Genomic DNA, 24,003 nt, shown 5'->3' on the forward strand with positions numbered 1-24,003 from the left:
ATGAACACCTCACTTTTTCTTAGTTAGAAATATGAAAGGAAGGACAACCACCATACCAAGGCTACCTAAGATTGCATAAATGAACAGCAGGTACATCGTCTCGGCAGGGATAGGCATAACGGCATCTTGGTTAAAAGAAGCGACGATATAAAACACGGAATAAATCAAAACAGCAAGAATCGTTCCTTTTACAACTTTAGGCACTTGTTTTCCCTCCTCTTTCGGATAGCCCGGCTTCCTGATTTTTTGCCATGTAGGAAACACCAACAATCACAACGACAGAAATAAGCAATGAGAGCAGATTAGCTAACGGGCCGGATTGATTTAAGATCATAAACCCACCAATCCCGATGCTTAAGAGCATGGACCAGAAAGCCCCGTTAGAAGTAGCTCCTTTCCAGACCAACCCGAGGTAAAGTGGCAGGATTAGCGCAATGTTCACGGCACTGTTAATGACCAGAAGACCTAGAATGCTTGTAAACTTTAGGGCGCCTACGATCCCGATCACACCGAGGAAAATCTGCAACCCAAAGCTTAAGAACAGATTTTGTTTGGATGTCAAAGGTTTTTTCACATATTTGTTAATGATATCAAACTGTACGATCGATGCTACATTATTAACTGTCGCATCACCGGAGGAGAATACCAGGGCCATCCCTCCCAAAAGGAATAACACGGCTGCCCAAGTTGGAAATAGATCCATGACCAATCTGGTGGCTGCTTGACTCGGGTCAATGCTCGGCATCAGCATGAACGCTGCCATCCCCATGATTCCGGAACCTACGGCAAAAGGAGCCCAGGTAGGGCCGAACCACCAAATGGCCCGTTCAGCAGACTTGCTGTCTCTAGCCGAGAAAATTCTCTGCCAAATGACCGGAGATGCAATGGTCAAGGCAGTTAGTACAAGGAAGAAGTCTACCATATTTAAGGGACCCCAAGCTAACATGTTTAACTTTTCTTGGGGCAATCTGGAAACAAAATCGGTAAATCCGACATTTTGAATCGTAAGGATAAGAGCTACGATGACAGACAAACCAGCCAGTACGAGCTGATAGACATGTGACCATACCATCGCCTCGAAACCGCCCAGGGCAGTATAAAGAACGAGGACAATTCCACCTATGATAGTCGCTGTGGCGGTATCAATATTTAACAGCGAAGAGAGAACAATCCCGATCGCCATGACAACGGAAATGATGTAGAGAATGTTTGAAATAAGTACAATAACCAAAGATGCTAAACGCGACTTCTCGTCATACCTCTTGCCTACATATTCTACAATCGTGACACCGTTTGGCATGGATTCCCGAATTTTAGAAACAATATTGACTGGCCATACAAAGAAAATGACTGGAACAGCAACCCCGATGGCATACCAGATCGGCCCTGAAATTCCATTCCGGAATCCACTTTCCGCTGCAGCCAACAAGGTATAGTTGCTCGCCCATGCTGCAACAAGTGTTGCCAACAGGTGCCCGACACCAAAGTTTCGGGTTCCGACATATTGGCTTTCCTGCAAACTGTTTCCCTTATTTAGATTCTTAATAAAGTTAATCAAACCCCAACCGATTAATATGGAAAAATAAATCCCAACAACAACAGCGACTTCTGTTCTCATGCCTCTTCTCCTTTCAATTTCTACTCCATTTTAGACGGAATCCAACTGGCTCACCTTGAAGCCAAATGCCTAGATTTCCTGGCTGAAATAACCGGGCAAAGTCCAAAACATAGGGACTATTCACATGGATGCAGATGGTATCTGCTATCGCCTCGGACAAGCCATTTTTTAACGTTTCATCACCAGTAGAGAAGTTTTTAACGAATATTCAAACACTTCCCCACCATAGGACCCCTTTCGTTTTTATCAAAAAACTCTTCCAAGGATTGAACCATGCGGTAAGCCTATGTTTTGGTCATATCGCTGACTTCCACAACTTGGTGAACACTCATGATTTTCATTGACTTTGAAAATTTCTCAATCCTCTTTGTTCCGAATTACGGAACTGCTATTCTGAATTTTATTTTGTTTGTTGGATTTATTATAATAGTGAAAAACTAAAATGACAACGCTTTTTTTTAATTTGCTTGAAACTAACCCGAATGGCCCCCTGACAAAACAAGATCATTCCCTTTCTTATGAATAATGGATAGTACTCACAAAAGAAAAGAACAACCTGGTGTAAAGCACCTAGTTGTTCTTAGACTATGCTTGTAAAAGCTATTGTTTATTTTTGCTATCATGAGGGACTACAACTAACGCACTTTTCGTTACAGAATTTGGCTGTATAGGTTATGGTATAAATTCTACCATTTCTTCTTCAAGCTAGCGCAAGGCTGATCATGCTAATAGTCACTCCATAAGATATACCACCAAATGGTTCTCAATAGTATTAGATAATTACATTCGTTGAAGAGAACAGCAATACCCAATCTTTGTTCTTCACCGATCGACAAAATTCGGGTGGTGACAGGCACTCACACTAAAACACGGGGGGTGAGTTCTTGTTTGATGACGTCGGCGATTCCGTTTACGTATTGCTTGAGGTCATCTTCGTTGGGACCTTCGGCCATGACACGGATGAGGGATTCGGTTCCTGATGCGCGAACGAGGACTCTGCCACTCTCCCCTAGTTTTTCTTCAACGGAGCGGATGCTTGCTTGAATGGATTCATTGGTGTCCCATCCGGTTTTATCTTCTACCTGTACATTAACCAAAAGTTGAGGATATTTTCGCATCTGGGAGGAAAGCTGGGATAGTGACTTTCCCTCCGCCTTGATGACATCTAACAGTTGGATTGCCGATAACATGCCATCTCCTGTGGTATTATAGTCCAGCATAATGATATGACCGGATTGTTCTCCACCCAGGTTATATCCTCCGCTCATCATTTCCTCCATCACATAGCGGTCTCCTACCTTGGTTTGCTTTGCTTCTAATCCGTTGGTTTGCAAAGCCTTAAAAAAGCCTAGATTACTCATGACCGTAGAAACGACGGTATTGTTCTTTAAACGGCGATCTTTGGACATAGCGGTAGCCAGGATAAATAGGATTTGATCCCCGTCGACGATATTCCCCTGCTCATCTACGGCAATGAGACGATCCGCATCCCCATCAAAAGCCAGTCCCAAATCGGCCTTCTGCTCTACAACTACTTTCTGTAGGTGTTCAGGATGAGTTGATCCACAACCTTCATTGATATTAAAACCATCCGGTTGATGAGCAAGAACAACCGTCTCCGCTCCCAAATCACGAAAAAGCTGGGGAGCAAGAGCATAAGCTGCACCATTTGCACAATCCAGTACGACCTTCAAACCATGAAAAGTATTGTTAACGGTAGTTTTTAAATACGAAAGATATCTCTGTCCACCCTCACGATAATCCGTAACCGTACCAATGGCCGCTTCAACCGGACGAGGAAGCTGATCCTCTTCCGCATCCATTAATGCCTCAATGTCTGCTTCAAGTTCATCCGACAGCTTAAATCCATCCCCACCAAAAAACTTAATTCCGTTATCTTGGAATGGATTATGAGAGGCCGAAATCATCACTCCTGCATCCGAATCTAATGAACGAGTCAGAAAAGCAACACCTGGCGTGGAGATAACACCAACTCGAATGACGTCAACTCCAATTGAAAGTAACCCAGCTGCTAAAGAAGCTTCCAACACGTGTCCGGATATACGCGTATCTCGACCAATAATAACCGTTGGTCGTTTGCCCTGATTATCTTTTGTAAGAACAAATCCTCCACATCGCCCCAATTTAAATGCTAATTCTGGAGTTAATCCTTTGTTTGCTACGCCTCTTACTCCATCCGTTCCAAAATATTTGCCCATTTTTTCTCTACTCCTATCTATCTATTATCTAACATTGGTTTTCCAAAAAGCTTTAGAATCTCTCATCAACTACATTACATCATAAAAAAGTTATAACATTATTAAAATTTAAAGACTAAAATTGGATTTTTTTAATCTCGCATAATTTCTGTATCCGTGAATAAAAATTTGAGCCATGGTCAATAATCTCCCACTGACAACACTCCGTCCATTTCGAAATATTTGCTCATTTTTTCTCTATTCCCTATCAATTCAGGTCTGTACCGTGGCCGTGAACAGTTACTAGAGTGATCAAAACTGAAACTATATTCCATAATCAATAAAGGAAAGAACGCTATTTGTCCTTCCCTTTGTTTAAAATGAAATTCAACTCATTATGCACTAGAGACAGATCCTCCTCCGGTATTACTGTCTGCAAACGATGGCTGTCCCAATAAACATGAGGAGTTTCGATACTTTTCAAATGATTGAGGTCGAAAGATTTCAAACTCCACATCAAATTTTTGATTTGATCCTTTGCCAAGTCAGTTTGAATATGCTCAGCCATAGTATCCATCAGATCAAAAATTCTTGTAGCACTCGACCAGCCCGCTAATTTTTGGACAATTGCTTTAATCGCTTCTTGTTGTCTTCGATTCCTATCAAAATCACTGGAATAATAGTCAACTCCCCGATCATCATGCCGATGGCGGATCCAATCCAACGCATTCTCTCCATCCAACTGCTGTAGGCCGGCACGCAGATTGATATGGGTATGATCTGTCGGATCATTATAAATCAAATCTCTTTCTACCTGGACCGTAATTCCACCTATTTCATCAACAATTTCTACAAAACTATTGAAATCTACTACTATGTAATGGTCAATGGGGATCTTAAAAAGGCGTCCAACCGTTTGTTTGGCCAAGGTAGGACCGTCCGTATCGGGAATCTTTCCTAATCTCTCTTCTTTCCTTCTTAATTGATCTCCCACATTAAACACGCTGTTCACTTTGAGCTCCCGGCTAACTTCCGGTACCATGACTTTGGTATCCCGAGGAATTGAAACCATCGAGACCTCTTTTTTCGCTGGATCAATGGCAGCTAGTATCATAACATCGGTAAGATTCGTTCTCGTCTCCGGCCGAGAATCCCTGCCCATGATTAGAACCGAAAAGGATTTTGTTTCGTTCGGTTGCTCCATAGCATGTTTTGACTCATAGGAAAAAGATCTTCCTTCCGTTTGATAACCCGGCTTTAAAGAAATATGATCCAATGCTTTATCGACCCGCCAAGCTGCATATCCGAGGGTGCTGGTGCTCACGATGAAGGAAATAAGAATAAAGTTAAAAATGAAACTCCGGATCCCCTTCTTTTTTCTCCTTCTCTTTCGTACTCTTCTTCTTTCACCTCTTACCTCTATAGGTAGTTGATTGATGTCTCTCGTTAGGAAATCCACATTAGAAAAATTCCTTTCATATATTTTGGGGAAGGAGGTTATTTCGCGAAAACATGGTTACCAATGGTGGCCGTTGCTGTTCTAGAACGCATCCATTGACTCGTAGATATTTTGGGATTATAAAATAGCGTAGCTCCCCGAGTAGGGTCATTCCCCTTTAAGGCCTCTTGTACAGCCTTGATTGTATCCGAGCTCGGTGATATACGGTAAATTAGTTTACTCGCAACCGGTGAAAATTGGTAGTGATCAACCCCGTTTTTATTTGTAACCTGGAAAATCACATCCTTAATCGTATCAGGCCAATCCGGACTTTTTACGCGATTGAGTACAGTGGCTGCAACCGCTACTTTTCCCTCATAGCTTTCTCCCCTTGCTTCCGCCTCGGTTATTCGATAAAGCCAATTTAAATCACTGTCTTCAGTCGCATGGGACGATCTTGATGATGCTGTTGGATATTGAATGGACACCTGAGAGAGCTTCGGATTATAGGATACTTTCATGCCAAGCTTCTGAGCAACATAACGAAGAGGGATATAGGTTTTACCATTTCGGTTTACCGTTGGTACAGCAAGATTGTCCCGCTGCCATTTGTCCGTTTCCTTGACGAAGAATTCGGCATAACTTTTGCCCGATGGGAGGGTAAGAATCCTCCCATTCCGCTTTAATTGAACGGATTTAGACCGATCACTCCAGTTTACCGCTACACCGGTATGTTCAAAAAACCTGGAATGTACCATAGTACGACCTTTTTGGATAAAACTCACCGTTTTTACAGGGACTCCATTGATCATAATAGTAGCTTGAGCTGAATCGGCAGCCTGTGTCATACTTGGAACAAAAAAAATGGAGAAAACAAAGGATAGGAGGAAAGTAGATCTTTTCTTCATGGTAGAATCCTTTCTAAAAAACTGCACTATGTATGAATTTACGGAAGATGTGAAAGAAAGTGCCTAACGATCCATACAGTGATAAGAGCACATTTCCTGCAAGCGTCTTCATAATATCAAATAATTATGACCATTCTATTAACTTTTTTTAAAAACCTTTGACCTTGTCTGAGAAAAAAAGATGACTAGTCCTATTTTTGAAAAAAAAATGAAGACGTTCATAGAGGATTGTACTCTGACAGAGAAAGATGAGGAAAGATGAGGAAATATGGGATTGTAGAATGGGTTAAAAGCAACTTACTACCCATTAACAGCTATTTAATGGATATCAATATCCATATTTAAAAAAATTCCTCGTTATCAAATAACGAGGAACATCGAGGAAAATAAATAAAGGTTATGAACTTGCAAAAACAATAATAATATACCGTTAATTTTTGACCTTTCTGTTATCAATAGTTTAATAATTTTAGGTAATTTCACTTCACATTTTGGAAATCAGCTTGGTGCTGACCAGACATCCCTTGCGAATGGATCGGTTGGTTGCTATGCTGAGCAATCCCTAAGTGGAAGGATTCAATAAGTTTCGGAAGTTCTAGTACCTATAACATACAAAAGCCTTGAGAAAAAGCAAATTCTCAAGGCTTTTGTGTTTTATTAGGCTGTTTCTTCTCCGTTAACGGAACTCTTTAAACTCTTACCGGCCGTGAAGGCAGGGATTTTGGATGCTGCGATCTCAATCTCTTGACCTGTTTGTGGGTTGCGACCTTTACGTGCGGCACGTTCACGAACTTCAAAGTTACCGAATCCGATTAACTGTACCTTTTCTCCCTTTTTCAAGCTGTTTTCAATGGCCTCGAATACCGCATCCACCGCTTTTGTGGCATCTTTCTTGGTGATTTCAGCGGTTTCTGCTACGTAGGCTACTAATTCCGTTTTGTTCATTTTTAACCCTCCTTATGAAAATATGGTTATTATTATCAATATAATGAAAACTAGTATTCGAGAGCAAGGGATTCTTAAACGAAATTCCTTTTCCTTCACTGGATTCCAAGATAAAGGATCTTCTACAATTAAGGTGGGTATTATCATCATCCCTCCATAGTGCAGCTTCAGCCCCCTATTTTAATACCTACTAGATTATGTATTACTATTATGGACAAATCAATAGTTTTTTAGACATATCAACCGGCTTAGTCCATTTGCTTCGAGCCATTTTTTATATTACACTTTATGCAAGGCATTACATCTAATGAACAGACATCAACTACAACCGATAAGGAGTGAAGTTCGATGCAAGCTGACATGAAGATGGAAGATGTTTTGGCGAAGTTGAGGCAGTTGAAAGCAAAAGGGGAATCACTAAGTAAAAAGAAAGTAAAGCAATCTGATCCTGTATTAATGAGAAATGCACTGTTTTACTTTCCGTCATGGGAACATGCATTAGAGAAAATTGACGCATAGATTAATATAAATAAAGGATACCCATAGCTCAAAAAGCTAAAGGTATCCTTTATTTGTATTTTGGTAACCCTTTATTGTCTATATCGAATTTTTTAGTTCCGATTGAGTTTATCTACAATTATCTTGACAAATTACTAGTTATTTAGACATGTCAACCGCAGTAATTTGTCTAACTGTTCTATCTATTCATAACGAATTTGGTGCATTATAATAAAATTTCCTACGCATGTATTCCAAGAGAATCATGGTTGCCTGCCAGGAATGGCGGGTTAATTTTTTCATCTTAAGTACCCGAAAGCTCAATAGACATGTATAAGGGGGTTCTATGCGTAATCTGAAACAAGAAACCGTAAACTTACTTTTAAGAAATAAGGGATTTAAAAAGATCGGGGAAAGTGATGATTTGATAACTGTAACCTTTAAAGATAAAGTTACTTATTATATTGGGGATCTAGGCTGGTCAGCCTACATGGTACATTCGGGAGAAACACATTATGGATTAAATAGCCAACCTGCTAGAATATATGAATTAGCTTACCCCTATTGGGATGAATAGAAGAGGGAATTCAGGAATCGTTATCGGTAGTCCCGAAAATAAGTTACTTTTTAAAACAAAAAATAATAGAAAAGATGCAAAGGGATGAGATCTCTTTGCATCCTTATGACGCTCGGCGCTAGCCATCCCCATCTATCAAGAATTTCTCCTAATAGCATGGTTATCGTTGTTTTTTAATAAAACATTCTTTGAAACGGTTTATGTCTGTTGGAATTTTGGCTGCTCTTTTAATCACTGTCATCTTAGAGAAATAGGCTAAGTATATAATTAATGGACCATTCTAGAAGGAATTCTACCATGGGACCGCTCATTATACTTACCCATTAACGTATGGCGCTTTTAGTGGGGACAAAATATATCCTTTATATTTTTTATCTGTCCATCTATTAACTGAGCTCCTCTTTTACTATGGGTCTGGGTTGATAATGATGTTGCAAAATCTCATACACCTTTCCGCAATAATGACATTTAACTACATATAATGTGCTTCTGTAGGCCTCTAATATATCTGCGTAGACTCCATCTTCACAGAACCTACATTGTATGACCAAATTGATTCCTTTCAACGGTGATCACCTCATTTTTCCTATCCTTGTAAACATATCATTAAGATTCTGAGTGTTTCCATACTTCAAATGACAAAGCTGATGTTCTTATATGTTCCTTATCTTTAATGCCACATTGTGGGATTATTTTAAAGATTATGCATATAAGTGTAATTTACACCTATATGCATAATCTTGTCAATCGTTTCCCCTATTTATCTCATACCTACATCTCTGCCCTTTGTAAGCGAAGGGTCTATCCGAAGCCACAGTAGATGGCAGGAGGGGAGAAAACTCTTAATCAGGAAGAGCAAGCTATGCGTGATTTGAAACAAAAAACCGTAGATTTATTGGGCTCTTCGCTATTTAGTATGGGTACACCAGTTTTGGAGAGTAATTTGCTAGGCGGCTTGACATGGAGCCTCTGCGGGCATGATTCCTTATGAACGCAGGCAGCTATTGGCTTCATCAGACAGACCAGCCTATCATGCCCGCCACTCCATGTAAAGCCTTAAAAACTAGCTACCCACAGCGAATAGCGAGGAGGCAGAAGTTAAAACACATCAAATATATCAATGAGAAAACGATAATATAATAAGATTACAAAACAACGGTTTTGTAATCCTAGTTGAATGACAAATAACCTCCCGCATCAAGAGTTGTATTCTTGATGCGGGAGGTTTACTTTCATACTTTAGACATTAGCCGAGTAGCGGAGTGAGGGACAGCTTCGCCTTCGACGATTATTTGAACGCTGCTAAGTTTCCGTGTATAATATAATTAGATAAAACCAAAGAATAAAAAGAGTCAGGTGCTGGTAACACCTGACTGCGCAACTACACGCCGCATGAAGAGCGGCTGACCCGAATTGAATAAGTTTTAAGCAACCGAAAAAAGTAACCTATCCTATTCCATTGGCCGTGGCGGGACGGTTACTTTTTTCTTAGTACGACGATCATTACAAAAATTGTTAAGACTCCTACCAAAACTAAATTTGATGTAAGTGCCATCATTATTGCTTCGTACGTCGTCATTTTACCACCTCCCTTCCATTAGGGAAGTGGCCAACCGCCCATCCAGCTATATGTAATTGCTTCTCCTATCCTATCAAATTTCTCTCCCTTAGTCTATCCGTACCCAATCCTCCTACCATTTATTAAAATAGTTTTGATAAGGTGAAGTTTAAAATTGAGTTACAAAAGATCGTTTTTGCTTCTCTGTCAGAACGGCAAATAGCCTTCCACATCAAGAGTTGTATTCTTGATGCGGGAGGATCTACTTTTACGCTCTAAACTTTAGCGGAGTGCGGGACAGTCCCAATCACGAGGTAAAGCGCGAAACGCTTTGCCGTTGGCGATCACTAGTCAGTTTATAACTAGTGTTTATCTATCATTTCTTTGGCTTAACGAACACTAGCCTTTAATATGATTTCCTCTAATTTCTCAAGTGGAATGTTATACTGAATTGCTATTTTACTCATAACATCTTTTTCGTAAGCATCAGAACGATCTCGATTTTCCTTAATCCACTTTATTACATCTTTTGTATCCAAAGGCATTTCTTCATGTATGGGACTTTCTTTACTATCCATTAATACCTTATAAGCAAAATAAAGATCTAATTCTTCTTTCGTAGGGTAGTTTTCGTTATCCTTAGGAAGTTTTCCGGTAAGTGCCGAACCCATATGATAAACAAATTTATGTTTCGAATAATCTCCTGTCTTAACATGAATAGCGTCTTCCCACACACCATTTGGAGAATATTCAACTTTTGCTACCGTATAACCATTATTTATCTGCCTTCCATCATCTATAAACCAAAGAACCATTGCATTAAACTTTTTTTCTTTCTTAGCCTTTTCCACAACCTCATTAGCGATCTTTTTAATTTGTTCTTCAGTTATCATTGGGTCCGTAACAATCCAATACTCTAACCGAACAGCATTACCCACGCTTAAATCACCAATTTTTCCAATCTTGTATTGGAGCATTTCTGTTTGTGGTGGAGTTTCTCTTTCTGGTTGCTTTACGGCTTCTTTGTCTTGTACATCAGATTGTTGTTCCTTATTTGCATTAGCTTCTGTTTCCGCTTTTTGATTAGCAGGAGCAGAAGCTAATATCGCATTTTCCTGTTGAGGTTCACTACTATTGGTTGAAATAGCTATGAGAAGTACGAATAAAGCCCATAGCGTACCCAACCCTCTACCTACACTACCTAATTGCTTCCATTGAAACATAATCATTATGTACGGAATAGATAGCCAACCTAAAATCTTTAACCATTTCATAGGAATCATCCTCTGCTGAAAGAATCTAGTTGGTATAGTAAATCATATCATCCACTGCACCTATATACTATATCTAAAGACATTGTTACACAAACTTTGTTTATAATAGAGATTCTGTCACCATTCGCGGAAGCCAGGTAATCTTGCTGGCATAATTTATATACTTTCCACATTACCAAGATAAAATGGAATAGAAGAAGGTACTCTATCCCCGCCTGGTACATAAAATGGGCCTATCAGAACACCCTTAGTAAATATCTCACATCCTTAGGACAGATTGGAAAGAGCATTAATAAAATCTGATAAGTCCTTATCGTTTCTTTTCGCCCTATTTCCTTTTTTTCCTGTCACAAGTTCATGAACAATAAGAATGGCTTGTGTTGCTCCATACTTTTTAGCTTCGATTAATGTGCCAGCCATTGCATGAAGCAACTGATACCTAAGATTAGAGACTTCAGTATGACCGAAAACGGCCAAAGAGAGTTGATTTATCCTGGAACTTCTGCTATTGCTTTTTACGCGCACCAAATATTTACCTATAAGCTCCCCAAAGGGTTCATCAGTCTTAGCTTCGATTGATATTACTATACGATCTTGCTGAGTTTTACCAATCAAAATCATGTCATGATTCCGACCATTCCCTCTAAAGTTATCAAGGACAGTCTTCTTTTCAGGAATCGCCTCTTCAACTTCTAACCTTCTTGTAACTTGATGGGATTCGAGTAAAGTTAATAATTCATCAGGTAAGTGTGCCTTACCAGTTCTAAACCAAGCCTTCGCAAACTCTTTTGCGCTTCTTCCATCTTGCCATTGAGTCTTCTTTGCTGGTGGTGAATATTGTAACCAGGCCTCAATACTATCTATTAGCTTTCCTTCACTAGATTTAATGATCATTGTAATCACCCTTTATGATCCATAGACTCTAGAAGTCTAGCACCACTCCATAAAATCCGATTTATTTTCAACACTTCTGCTAGTGAGTTAAGATCTATGGTGTCCTCCATTATGGAATGTACCAAGGGTCTTGTACCCATTCTCCGCATACCTGTCTTTGACCTGGCCCTAAGTCAACATGAAACCAGATAACACACCGTTTATTATTACTTATTAAAGTCTCAAACGTTACTTTTTGATGATGTAAAATGGTCGGCTTAATATATTCCTTATTCATGGCATCTCCTTTGATAAAATTCATTTAATTCTTATTATAGAACAAATATTGTTCTATTAAAAGAATAAATGAACCTAGAAAAGTTATCCATATTCCTGTACCTCTCACAGTAAATGGATATCAATAAACGACTGCGCTTCAAGTAATGGAACATCGCATACGTTATATTGATATGTTAAGACTCTCAGTATCTACTTTCATCTAAGATCTGATTTATTCTTTTCTCCGGGAACGACGTCATCTTCATATGCAATTGTCGAAAAGAAAGTTGGATTTGATTCTAGTCAAATCCAACTTTCTCTCTTATAAGAAGGAGGGGGTGCCTAGGCCGAGCTCTTCTGAGATGTCTTTGGTGAGTTTGGAGAGTGCTCTCTTGTCCAGGTCGTTTTCTTCAAGGTAATTGGTAGCAATCATTTGCTTGATCTCTTCTTTGCTGCTAAAAAGTGTACCCTGGTAGAGGTCATAAAGTTCATTTATTCTATCTTCATTATAAATGATTGATTTTTTTATGATATCACTTACGTAATCCTTGTGTGTTTGGTATAGTTCGGTTAGTTTAAAAACCTTGACGTTATTAAATGCTCTTTTGAGAAATGCTTTGTTCTGTCTAGCTTCTTCCGATACTTTGAATTTAATATTATATTTTTCTGGCTTTCCTAGTATAAAGTCCATTGCATTCTTTTGGTTACCGCTATACAGCTTAATTGTAAATTTAATTTTGTCACCGAAGCCCTCCATATACGGATGCAAGTGTGTGTCTAACTTAAACATCGTCTTGCCTTTTAAGCTAGAGTTACATGTATTGCAACTAGGGACTAGATTATACAAGGAAACACCTAAATAAGGGTACGTTGCTCTGTCAAAGAAATGGTCCAATGCTGGACGCGTTTTTCCACTCTCAGTAAGAATGGTAGAAGTATACATCCTATTACAATATGGACATACCTGTACTTTCAATTCTTTGACCAATTGGTATGCCCCCCATTTTTCCGGATCATTCTTAGAGGGCTTTCGATCCCGAAAATTTTCGTACTTAAATAACTTCTTCTTTAAAGTCTCTTTGGCCAATTTAACCTCCCTTCCGTAATATTGCTCAACATAAAGGATAATATCATTTAAGACTGACGGCTCCCCTATTACCACTTTGTCTATGTTAGCTCTAAGATATCTATATAACGCTCGTACTGGAAGATCAGGCTCATTCTTTGATAGATCCTCTAGCTCCGGAAAGAACGTATCCTTATAGTAGCGCAGATGTTTCTGCGTTAAACTTGCAAGGTTTGCCCTTCCGTCTTTATTGATCTGAATCACTCGGCTTCCCCTCCTTTTCTTTTCTTAGAAGCTCGACTTGCCTTTCCAATTCTTCTATTCGTCGGTTTATATCCATCATCTCAAAAGGTATTTTATCCTTGACCATCTGCAGAAGTTTATTCCTAATAATCGGTTCACCTATAATGTTTATCATTTTTTCCACTTCATGCCGCTTCTCAATTAATTGCGATCGGCTAGAATTTATGATGAATTCAATCAAACGATTAATCTTCTCTTTTGCAAATTCACCTGATAAACCATTCTGCATGAAAAAAGAATCCACAAGCAAAGTATGAATGTTGGCAGCAAAAGTTTGTTTATGTTCCTCAAGACCAGCAACTACAGTCCTTCCTTCTGCATCTTTTTTTAGAAATATCACATGGGAGCGAGGAAGATCCGAGAGAATAAAAGGGGAGTTAGAAGTAATAATTACTTGGATACTTTTGCAATTAGTAAATAGCTTTGGAAGAAATGAAATCAATATTTGTACAAAACTCTTCTGCCATTGAGGGTGAAGGTAGAGCTCCCCTTCATCTATCAAAACAGTTACTGAATATGTAGAATTTTTATCCTCACTTATTAAGTTTGAAACAGAATTGAATCTTGAATAGATATTTAATAATGCGTTTTCACCTGAACTAAGATTACGCCATTGAAAGTCTAGAAATCTGTTGAAAACAAAAGACCTTTTATAGTTTGCTATAAACTTTTTAAACTCTCCAGGGCTTTTCGAACTGGCATCATTTAATAGCATTTTAAACCCTAGCCCTTCCATATCTATATCCTCTTTTTTGACAGAGACCCGAATAAAATCTATAATCCCTATAATTCCCTCGATGCGACGTATCACCGATTCTCTGTCGGCACCTCTTTTTTCCTGACCATAGAGAGACCTAAAAAAAGAGTTGATCTTGTAATAGATATTTCGGCCTCTCAACCGCTGAACCTTTAATACTTTACCCTTTAATTTGAGAGCCTTAATATAGTGAGTATGTTCATATAAAAAGTTAATAATCAATGTCCTGTAAAAGTTATTTAAGAACCAATTATATGGGTTTCTTTGAGAACTCTCCTTCTTAAGCGCTGCAAAAATATTCACGAGTAAGTTCAAATAATCAGGATAATCCCTTTTAAGCGTTTCTATCAGCTTGCCTTCTATTGGAAGTCTTCGTGGAATAACATAAAGTTCATTAGGTATTTTAAAAGGAAGAAGATTATCTTCCCAATAGAATTTCTCTATAAATTCTATTTGCCTATATAGTTCACTTAACTTATGGATCTCAACTTCACTTGCTCCTGGATCAGCAATATTCAAACGAATATCTTCCTTTAAATCGGATTGAACGAGATGATTCGTGGATATATTAGCTAAATTCCCACCTTCACTTTCTTTACGGTGATCAAATACATTTGAAAAAAAGACAAATAAGCAATTATTCAGCTCTGGAATGAAAGGATAAGTAATAATACCATCATTCTGCGTCTCTTCGTACGTATGGATTTGAAATCCATACTCTGCATAATTTCCTTTTTCTATGGCTATCCCTGTATGATGGTATACGAGATGTCTACCAATGTTATCTGACAAAATGATAATGGCTTTATGTTGAACTCCTCCCATATCAGTAACCAATTCATTCTTTATAAAATCTAATATAGTCGACTTACCACTTCCGTTTTCCCCTACAATACCTGTAACATTAGAGATCTTTCCCTGAAAAAAACCTTCAATATAATGTGGATTTTCCTCCATGGAAAGCTCCTTTAAATGAACGTCATAATTAAAAGAGTACTTACTACTAAAGTTGAATCCTTGTTTTCTGATAACTCCATAATAATCCTGAATCCATAGGTATAATAGTTCCATAAGTTGCCCCCCAACTCTATATAGATATAAGGAATATTTTCAAAAATAACTGAATATGAATTCAAAAAAGTGGAGCCGACGTACAAACTAATATAAATAACCACTACTTGCACATTGTAGTGGTTATCCAATCTTAAGTATAACTGTTTTGTTTCCTGTTAAGTATGTAAAATCACTATCTAAAGTTGCTAAATATGAATATCCATGCTGTTCTGCAATTGCTAAATGTAGCGCATCATATATATCTAACAAGAAATTAGTAGATAGTCTACTCGCACCAATTTGAGATATAAAATCTGAATTAAGAAAATCAGTTTCAAAATTAAATGACTCTTGCAGATCACGTACAAATGATTCATATGCATTAATCGCACTATCATAATATATACTTAAATTTACCCTATGTTTGTTGGATACTTTTACAATCTTAATTATTTCCATAACGTCTATATGATAAGGTTTTTTCTTATTGACAATCCGTTCTAACTTATCTTTACTAACCAAGCCTCTAAGATAATTTGCAGTTGAGATGTCGCCAATCTCCAACGCCTCTTCATCTGATAGAACTTTTCTTCTGGTTGCCATTAAATGGGAAAGTTCTAGAACACGGATTATTCTATTTTTAAAAAGGTTAAACACAACTTCAGAATAAATATGATTACTTAGTCCAATTTTATCAATTCCCATATCATACCACTGCATTACAAGATTAGATACATCATTACATCTAGGATGCTCTTCATCTAAGAAAGCCAAAATAAAACAAGCATCAAGGTAAATAGACGCTTGTCGGAAATTTCTTTCTAGACATTCATCGTAGCTCAAGATAGATTGCATGTTTTATTTTCCCTCTTTGTATATATCGGTTAACAATATACCTTTGGATTTAACAATTCCTAATGACTTTCTCCATTCAGACAAAGTCATTTCTTTTCCGTCTTTTATAATTTTCCGATCATTATTAGTAAAAGACATAGGTGTAGCAACCATATTTTCTTCCTCCCTTTGGTTCTTATCGTCATTATTTCCATCCACTTCCATCACCCCCAATCTATTATTCTATGAATATCATAGATACAATAGGGTGTCGAAGTCTTACACAATATGGAAATGATGTCGTCTATTTAAGTCGATTTATAGTATCATATATCCCCATAATAGCATATATTGCCAAATTTGTCGTTAAATTTCGGAATAAACTGTTGAAGATATGGATATGATCAGATACTTCTACCTTACTCCAAGTTTTCATATTCTCACCTCTCCGTTAAGATCTGAGTATCCTAGCCATCTCTGGAGCAAGGAAGTGTCAAATAACCCTCCTATCCCAAAAATAAGGCTCTACATTCATGTTACCGGATATTTAGCGAATATTCGTTCCTAAATGATCACTGCAAAAACTATTTAGTCATTTAACTAACTCCTACTTTTCGACCAAATTCGATCTAAAGGAGTCCAGTCTCTTTAGTTTAGTCCTATTCTTGTTGGTAACATCTCCATTCTCAATCAAAAATTTCCAAGTAAATTCTCTAGATCCTTCACAAGCTGCTCATATACCTCCTTATATAGTAAATCTTCCGTTCCTAAGTAGCTCCCAATAAGTGTACCCCCACCAGTAGTTATTAGGTCAAAATCACGTCCAAGTTCTCTCAATTGTCTTCTAATTCTTTGGAACTCTTCTGTATGAGCTTCATAAGACTCTTGGAGCTCTTTATTATTAAACTGGACATATGTGGTATTATCCTCACCAACAGGTACTGGCTCCCAAGTAAGATTCACATATCCTCCGGCATTACCATCCTCATTATCTCTTTTTAGATAAACAGTTGCATGAAATCTAACAGGACCTACCTGGTAAAAATATAATTGATGCTTTAGATTAGGAAAACAAGATTCCACAAGCTGTCGGTATGACTGCTGAAAATAGTCATAAAACTTTCCCACTCTAATACATAGTTGTTCATCACTCCAAATACTCCAAACATAGCACTCGTTATCAGGAATGTCTTCCCAACTTATGTTAGGTGGTGGAAGCAAACAATCTTGGATATTAACTCTTTGTTCTTTCATACGAAAAAGATAAAACAGCATAAGTGGAACATTTATTTCTTTGATAACACCACTTGGGTATTGAAATCCTCGAATATTTGAGTACTTCTGCAAAACAGTAATAATTTCTTCAATTTTGTGGGTATATAAAGATAATCCGACCATATCTTTCGGGATGGGAAGCAATTTCATTGAAGATAAGTTATTTAGTACATTTTCCACATATTCACAACCGAGAGCATGATCTTCCCCCCAAAAGATCATGCGTCCTTTAATAATTTTGTTAAGCTGCCTTTTGACTGCAGCTAATGCCACTTCACGAGCAGAATCAATCCCTAACGCAGACTGTCTAAGATCGTAAAACATATATTCATCATTAAATGCTAATGAAATGGGAACAATTTCGGTCACCCCATCTTTAGACGGAAAACCAATCCTAGGGCTTCCTCTAAAAGTACTCACCTGAATAATTGGTTGTTCCGAATCAGAGGGAAGAAGAAAAAAATGATAGTATACTGCCGGTATAGTTGGATCCATGCTTCCTTCAATTGCCAGATTATAAGCTGAATCTTCACTATTTTCAGTTACTTTCCAAGGATTAAATGCGTCCATCAATAGACTGAAATGGCTTTTGATAATTCTATAATAACTAGTTTTGACCTGTTCTAAATATTTCATCACATAATCACGTGGCCAGTAACATTCAATCTGTTCATCTCTTTTAAATCTTCCTTGTAGACAGAGTCTAAACAAGTACAAATTATTTTCCTCAAGATAATCCAAAAGGAGAGATTGGCGATCCTCTTCACGAAGTATACCTGCCAAAAATACAAAGGATTCCTTATAAGACCTATTATTATGGTGATTTTGAATAAACTCCATTATTTCTTCTTCAGGCTGGTTAGCATAATATAATGCCACATAGTATTCATGAAAAGATGGGTGGTAAAACTCCGGCCCATAACGATCAAGACGTAAAATACCGGAATTCAGTAAATACTCATTTACATCCTCAAGTCGATCGAGTGAAAAATAGGTGCAGATTATTTCGTTAAAAATATGATGGTCTCCCCCTTTTCTAAAGGTTCTTACTGCATATCCACTAAGGATTTTTTCCTTAGTAGCCTGACCCAGAAGATTGTCAGATAGAGCCTTAGACTTATTCCATTCAGACAGAAGAAATCTAGTATAAATTGAATAAAGTTCGGCTCGGTTATTCGGCAATTCGCCATTTGGAGAGTGCTTCATCACCTGTACCGTCATATAAAGAAATAAGGGATTTTGGACTAAATTGGCTATGGAAGACCCCACCCGATATAAAAATCGGTTTTCTCCTAATACATCCTTTGCATAATTCTCAACCTGGTCATTCGTTAAGGGATCAAGAGTACATGTACTGAAACGTTCCCGTAATTCTTCGTGGTATCTATGAATTCTGCATGTCACTATTATATGTATTCCTGGAATTTGTGCATATTTCAATAACTCTTGGTAAAGAGTATCAGCAGAATCCATAACCTCATCCAATCCGTCAACTAAAAGAATATAGGATCCTTTTCTAAAATCTTCTGCCACTGCCGAAATCGTTATAGTGGGTAAAAGAGGATACAATTCATTATAGATTCCCTCAATAATACTTTTAAAAGATCGATTCCAGTACTTTGCACTAAGAAAAACAGGAATAGGAGAAGAAGATTTGACCACATGAGAATTTAATAACTCCCTAGCAATCATCTGTAGCAAATAAGTCTTTCCACCTCCTGGTTCTGCAAGTACAACCACTGGATTTTGGGCTTGAAGAAGCCTAGTATAAGGCTCTGACCAGAAGGATTCTCCATCTATCTTTCCGCTTAATTTAATTGGAAAGGCGAAAGAGGTCCTATTCTGATTATTACTCAGAGTTCGAGCCAATGCGTCCTGGAGTTGGGCCCCCAACCCGATAATTGAAACATTGATATAGTCTTCATAAATCCATTCGTGATCCAAAATTCTTTGATGCTTTTCACAGTATTTCTCTACAACCTCTCGATTTAGCCATTGATTCATAACGTGCCAATACTTCGGCAATTCCTCTACTCTACATTGCAGTATTAAAGTATCGTTAAAATTGCTTTCAACAAGATATGCAGCAAATTCATTTCCATTTGTAATTACGTAGAATGGGGCTCTTGCCCACATGGAATAGAATTCCGCCTGACCTTGTGCTTCCATTGACTCTGTCGGTTTCTTCAATTCAACAATTAAAAGGGAATGATCTTTGACCCAATGCCGTTCTTCTCTCGAGCGATGTTTATTATATTCACTACTGTTAAAATATAAAAGATCAGCAAATTTCGTGTTCAGTTGTTTACGACCATCATAACCATAGATAGGGAATTCTTCAGCCCTATTGTAATCCGAATACCCTAAAGCTTGAAAAATAGGAATAGCCACTTTGGTTCTGACTTCTGTTTCTGAAACAATATGATGTTTTTGAATTTCTTTGATAAGCACCTCTATATCCATGGTAAAGCCTCCTACTGAATATTAGAATCGCACTATACGTAACCCTAAAACACTGTTCGTAAAATCTTTATCAAATACCCCTAACAAAGACTAATGCCCTTATTCCATAATACAAAATTAGAAGGGTATATGTTCTCTTTCTACTAAGCGGTCTCTTCAAGTTATGTGGGCGCTACTAAGAAACGATCACATTCCATGAATTCAGTATCACTAAGATATTGTCACAATAGGATGTCGTCACAGAAAAGTCCAATCCCAACTTCACCACAAACACTCACTAGGCATACAACTCACCTAACCTTCTTCAACCTTTCCTTCCTCCAACTTGCTATCATGTCTTGTGTATGTGCACCATTTATCAACCGGATATTTAGAGCTTTCGCTGCTTCTTGAGCAGACTTCGTGAAATGACTAGTCGTTACGATCCATGCATCATAACACTTATGTACCTGCTTACCTGCCTTTAAGCGCAAAACAATGTCGTTACCAACATCCTGTTTCCACCTTTTGCATTGAACGGCAATGGTATAACCTTTTTTATCTCTCAATATTAAATCTACCTCATGATCACCAGAACCACCTATTCGCTTTACTTCATATCCTTTATCTATGTAATACATCTCCATTAATCTCTCAAAGTCTGTTCCAGATAAATCATCAACTTTTGCAATTAACAACTCTTGATCTGTTAACGCTTTTTTCAACAATTTCCCTGAGGCCTTTTTTTGCTCTTTTTTTTTCTTTGATTTAGTTCTTCTATTTCTAGTCCAAACTGCCCCAATCAATTCGGCGGCAACCATACATAATAACAAGAGTGTTAACAGGACGAAAAAATTATTACTTTCTAATATGTAAAAGTAAAAGGATAAGGATGCAATTACTAATAAGCCCCTAGATAAATTAACAACATTTCTTCCTTCACTCCGGTACGTTCTCGCCATAGCTAACCTCCAACAAAGTGGTGAAAATATAATGCTAAATTTGTTCTCATTAATGCCCGTATGACTTCCACTTCATTTTTTTTGCATAAATTCAACTTAACACCCTACAATACTGAAAATCATTCTCTTTCATAAACCAAAATAAAAAATATCACCGCCCTCGACAAAATCCGGGTGGTGACAGGCACTCTCTCAAAAACCGAGGGCTTGCTTGACTTGGGACATGGCTTGGCTTTTGGATTTGTTTAGTTCTGCGTAATATGAACTCCTTAGACTATCTACGGTATCAACGGGATAATGATGTGTCTTGAGTTCGTTTTTCATTGCCTGTAGGACTTGGTTGACCTTAGCCTGTGATTCTTCTTCAAGGGTGGTTCCCCGCTGGGCATATTTGTTATAGATAGCGGTTTTGGATTGGGCGTTGGCTTTAATATCGGCAAGTGCACCTTGATACAGTACTTGTAATTGACTCTTGTAATATCCTTGTAAGGCTACAAGTTCTTTCGTGTATTTGGCTTTAATTTGCTCTTCCGTTGGCTGATTAGATGCTGCTTGGATTGCACCACTAGTTTGTAGAGCTACCTTGTTAATAGATGTTGCAGGGGGTTGAGCTTCTGTAGAGCCCCCCATAGCAGGTACCTGATTGGAAGACTCCACTTTTCTTGATGTCTCAGTCTCTTTTGGTTTCAACTCCACTACTTCCTTTACTGCTCCTCTTGTTTCTGGTGGATTATGCTTTTCCGTTGCACCCATACCTTCGGCCTTCTGCAAGGAAAGGGATGGTTTATCCCCATCCGACGAACAGCCAGTGATCACTAACATCATAGACAATAAAAGAATTCCTATTCCATTTCCTTTTTTCATAGGCTCTCCTTCCTTTACTCATACCGCAAAGCATCAATCGGCTTAATCCGCATGGCTTTCACCGCTGGGATAACCCCAAACACTAACCCTAAAGCAACAGAAAAAACTAAGCTAATGCCCACCATCTCGTAAGGTAACTCAGTCGAAATCACAGGAAAATAAGCATGAAGCATCTGCAAAAGCCCATAGGTTGAGGCCAATCCGATCAGACAACCGAAAAAGCTGATATAGGCTGCTTCCGCTAAAAATTGAAGAAGAATATGCCACCACCGGGCGCCTACGGCTTTCCGAATCCCAATTTCACGCGTTCTTTCCTTTACCGTCAGCAGCATCACATTCATGATCCCAATGCCTCCAACCAAAAAGGAGATACCGGTAATCCCTATTGTAATTGCTGTGACTAGTTTCATAATGGTATCGATCAGATGTAAGGCCTCATCTGGCTTCAATAAATTAAAATCCTTTGTTCCGTGATTTTTCACGATAACCCCGTCTATTTGCTTTTCAACCTCCTCTATTCTCTCGGTCGTAGTCGATTTAAAGAAGATCATCGAGGCGTTTTGCAAATTTGCCGTATCGCTCACAACCTTATAAGGAGCATAAGCGCGCTCATTAAAATTAAACCCGATTAGCTGTTTTTCCTTTAATACACCGATCACGGTGAAGTCTAATCCTTTGATGTTTATCGTTTGGCCTACAGCCGGGTTCTCGCCAAACAGGGCACGCTTCGCTGTTTGGCCCAAAACCACAACCAAGGCTTCCTCTTCTTCATCTTGTGCGGTAAAAAATCTTCCTTCCTCCAGCTCCAGCGTAAAGATCTCGGCATAATCAGTCGTTGTTCCTGTATAAATCACCTCACCATGAGCACCCGACATCCTCGCCGCGGTGATGGTTTCAATTTGTGGAGCGACGGCTTCCACATCCGGAACTTGCTCTTTCACATCTTGGGCATCTTGATACGTTAAGGTGCTAGAAATAGAGGTAAAGGAGAGAAAACTAGACAGATCTGCCTCCATTGCCCGATTGTTTAGCAGCTTCCCTGGTACAGCAACAATCTGCTGAACGCCTACTCCCTGAATTTGTCCAACTAAGCTTGTTTTGAAATTGTATAATACCGTCACCAAAAAGATGACCAACAAAGAACTAATCGCAATCCCTAACATAGCCAAAAATGTACGAACCCGATAATTCCATAGTCCACTCCACGCCATCCCTAACGAATGAAAGAAGCTCATCGAACCGAACCTACTTTCTGCTTCAAATTCGGCTCAAGCCACTGTCCATTCCTCATCGTCATCACTCTTTGAGCAACCTGGGCTACCTCCAAATCATGCGTAACCAGAACGACCGTTTTTCCTCTTTGATGGAGCGACTTGAAAATCTGCAACACATCTTCCTTAGATTTTTGATCCAGGTTTCCCGTCGGTTCGTCAGCTAAAATCAGATCGGGATCCGTGACAATCGCACGAGCGATGGCGACCTTCTGCTTCTGTCCACCGGATAAATTGATAATAGGCTCCTTGGCCTTTTCCAGCATCCCCACTTGCTTCAATGCCTCTTCCATTCTGTTATTCCGTTCTCTTCTGCTCACATTGGTATAAAGCAGAGGCAAGATCACGTTCTCTTTTACACTCATCCGAGGGATCAGCATAAACGACTGAAAAACAAATCCTATTCTATCATTGCGAAACATGGCTTGCTTATTGCTGCTAAGATTATTCACCTGAGATCCCTCAAAACTATATTCTCCAGAAGAAGGTTCATCTAGCAATCCTAGTATATTTAATAACGTCGATTTTCCCGAGCCTGAAGGCCCCATAATGGAAATAAACTCACCTGCAGCAATATGTAAGTCTATCGATTGAAGAATCGAAACAGGAGTGCCCCCCTGAGTAACTTCTTTCGTGATACCGGATAATCGAATCATGTTGGTCCCTTCTACTACATTTTGTTATTCGTTTATTATACCAGAATGTACTAGAATGCTAAGCTCTTATGCATAAAAGGGAATTCCGGTGACGAGCACCGGTTTTTTCTTAGGCTCTGCTTGTTGGTGCGGCCGAGTTTAAAATTTAGAATATCGCCAACATTTTCTGCGAGTGGCAAGCTACTAGCCTCACTACTTGCATTACTAGCTAATTTTGTCGTTAAAAACAATGAACTTGATGACAAGCTTCGTCTAACTTCTCCTTCACATTCTGTTAGAATGATGAAAACTAAGATTGAGGTGATAGCTATGTTAAGGGGTTTTCATGACTTACTTGATGAGCATTTTGGTCCT

The 24,003-nt window shown here is 38.6% G+C and carries 19 protein-coding genes; 2 read left to right on the forward strand and 17 right to left on the reverse strand.

Annotated features, from left to right (window positions below):
• Window positions 1-9: 9 nt before the first annotated feature.
• The 6 genes from EIZ58_RS25445 to EIZ58_RS25470 form a co-directional block, all read right to left on the reverse strand.
• Window positions 10-204, reverse strand: a complete 195-nt coding sequence (locus tag EIZ58_RS25445) for a hypothetical protein (RefSeq protein ID WP_134703786.1) — start codon at window positions 202-204, stop codon at window positions 10-12.
• Entirely contained in the window at window positions 197-1,618 is a 1,422-nt protein-coding gene (locus EIZ58_RS25450) for a sodium:solute symporter family protein (protein WP_134703787.1), read from the reverse strand. The genes EIZ58_RS25445 and EIZ58_RS25450 overlap by 8 nt, the downstream gene beginning before the upstream one ends.
• Window positions 1,619-2,475: 857 nt before the next feature.
• Window positions 2,476-3,837 (reverse strand): phosphoglucosamine mutase, encoded by a 1,362-nt coding sequence (gene glmM, locus EIZ58_RS25455; RefSeq protein WP_134703788.1) that lies wholly within the window; start codon window positions 3,835-3,837, stop codon window positions 2,476-2,478.
• Between the two features lie 334 nt (window positions 3,838-4,171).
• Window positions 4,172-5,140 (reverse strand): LCP family protein, encoded by a 969-nt coding sequence (locus EIZ58_RS25460; protein ID WP_167577963.1) that lies wholly within the window; start codon window positions 5,138-5,140, stop codon window positions 4,172-4,174.
• Window positions 5,141-5,313: 173 nt separating this feature from the next.
• Complete coding sequence (locus EIZ58_RS25465; RefSeq protein WP_134703790.1) at window positions 5,314-6,162, reverse strand: cell wall hydrolase; 849 nt, start codon at window positions 6,160-6,162, stop codon at window positions 5,314-5,316.
• Between the two features lie 657 nt (window positions 6,163-6,819).
• Window positions 6,820-7,107, reverse strand: coding sequence for an HU family DNA-binding protein (locus tag EIZ58_RS25470; RefSeq protein ID WP_134703791.1), 288 nt, complete (start codon window positions 7,105-7,107; stop codon window positions 6,820-6,822).
• 348 nt (window positions 7,108-7,455) lie between these two features.
• Between EIZ58_RS25470 and EIZ58_RS33855 the strand changes: the two genes are divergently transcribed.
• Entirely contained in the window at window positions 7,456-7,626 is a 171-nt protein-coding gene (locus tag EIZ58_RS33855) for a hypothetical protein (protein WP_167577964.1), read from the forward strand.
• 325 nt (window positions 7,627-7,951) lie between these two features.
• On the forward strand, window positions 7,952-8,182 hold the full coding sequence (locus tag EIZ58_RS25475; protein ID WP_134703792.1) for a hypothetical protein: 231 nt from the start codon (window positions 7,952-7,954) through the stop codon (window positions 8,180-8,182).
• A 1,947-nt stretch (window positions 8,183-10,129) separates the two neighbouring features.
• On the opposite strand, the gene EIZ58_RS25480 is transcribed toward EIZ58_RS25475, so the two are convergent.
• The 11 genes from EIZ58_RS25480 to EIZ58_RS25530 all read right to left on the reverse strand — a co-directional run bounded on the left by EIZ58_RS25480 (window position 10,130) and on the right by EIZ58_RS25530 (window position 23,649).
• The gene (locus tag EIZ58_RS25480; RefSeq protein ID WP_134703793.1) at window positions 10,130-11,014 is read right to left on the reverse strand and encodes a hypothetical protein; all 885 of its coding nucleotides are present in this window, start codon (window positions 11,012-11,014) and stop codon (window positions 10,130-10,132) included.
• Window positions 11,015-11,281: 267 nt separating this feature from the next.
• Complete coding sequence (locus EIZ58_RS25485) at window positions 11,282-11,908, reverse strand: DUF6946 family protein (protein ID WP_134703794.1); 627 nt, start codon at window positions 11,906-11,908, stop codon at window positions 11,282-11,284.
• A gap of 580 nt (window positions 11,909-12,488) precedes the next feature.
• Window positions 12,489-13,496 (reverse strand): hypothetical protein, encoded by a 1,008-nt coding sequence (locus tag EIZ58_RS25490; RefSeq protein ID WP_134703795.1) that lies wholly within the window; start codon window positions 13,494-13,496, stop codon window positions 12,489-12,491.
• Window positions 13,480-15,363, reverse strand: a complete 1,884-nt coding sequence (locus tag EIZ58_RS25495; protein WP_134703796.1) for an AAA family ATPase — start codon at window positions 15,361-15,363, stop codon at window positions 13,480-13,482. The genes EIZ58_RS25490 and EIZ58_RS25495 overlap by 17 nt, the downstream gene beginning before the upstream one ends.
• Window positions 15,364-15,486: 123 nt before the next feature.
• The gene (locus tag EIZ58_RS25500; RefSeq protein ID WP_167577965.1) at window positions 15,487-16,188 is read right to left on the reverse strand and encodes a PIN domain-containing protein; all 702 of its coding nucleotides are present in this window, start codon (window positions 16,186-16,188) and stop codon (window positions 15,487-15,489) included.
• A 15-nt stretch (window positions 16,189-16,203) separates the two neighbouring features.
• Window positions 16,204-16,398 carry a hypothetical protein gene (locus EIZ58_RS25505; RefSeq protein ID WP_134703798.1) on the reverse strand — a complete coding sequence of 65 codons (195 nt, stop codon included), beginning with the start codon at window positions 16,396-16,398 and terminating at the stop codon, window positions 16,204-16,206.
• Window positions 16,399-16,869: 471 nt separating this feature from the next.
• The gene (locus EIZ58_RS25510) at window positions 16,870-19,917 is read right to left on the reverse strand and encodes an NACHT domain-containing protein (RefSeq protein WP_134703799.1); all 3,048 of its coding nucleotides are present in this window, start codon (window positions 19,915-19,917) and stop codon (window positions 16,870-16,872) included.
• A 290-nt stretch (window positions 19,918-20,207) separates the two neighbouring features.
• On the reverse strand, window positions 20,208-20,858 hold the full coding sequence (locus EIZ58_RS25515) for a restriction endonuclease (protein WP_134703800.1): 651 nt from the start codon (window positions 20,856-20,858) through the stop codon (window positions 20,208-20,210).
• Between the two features lie 192 nt (window positions 20,859-21,050).
• Window positions 21,051-21,722 carry a hypothetical protein gene (locus EIZ58_RS25520; RefSeq protein ID WP_134703801.1) on the reverse strand — a complete coding sequence of 224 codons (672 nt, stop codon included), beginning with the start codon at window positions 21,720-21,722 and terminating at the stop codon, window positions 21,051-21,053.
• A gap of 14 nt (window positions 21,723-21,736) precedes the next feature.
• Window positions 21,737-22,957, reverse strand: a complete 1,221-nt coding sequence (locus EIZ58_RS25525; RefSeq protein ID WP_134703802.1) for an ABC transporter permease — start codon at window positions 22,955-22,957, stop codon at window positions 21,737-21,739.
• Window positions 22,954-23,649, reverse strand: coding sequence for an ABC transporter ATP-binding protein (locus EIZ58_RS25530; protein ID WP_134703803.1), 696 nt, complete (start codon window positions 23,647-23,649; stop codon window positions 22,954-22,956). The genes EIZ58_RS25525 and EIZ58_RS25530 overlap by 4 nt, the downstream gene beginning before the upstream one ends.
• Between the last annotated feature and the right edge of the window lie 354 nt (window positions 23,650-24,003).

The organism is Ammoniphilus sp. YIM 78166, from assembly GCF_004522215.1.
GTDB lineage: Bacteria > Bacillota > Bacilli > Aneurinibacillales > RAOX-1 > YIM-78166.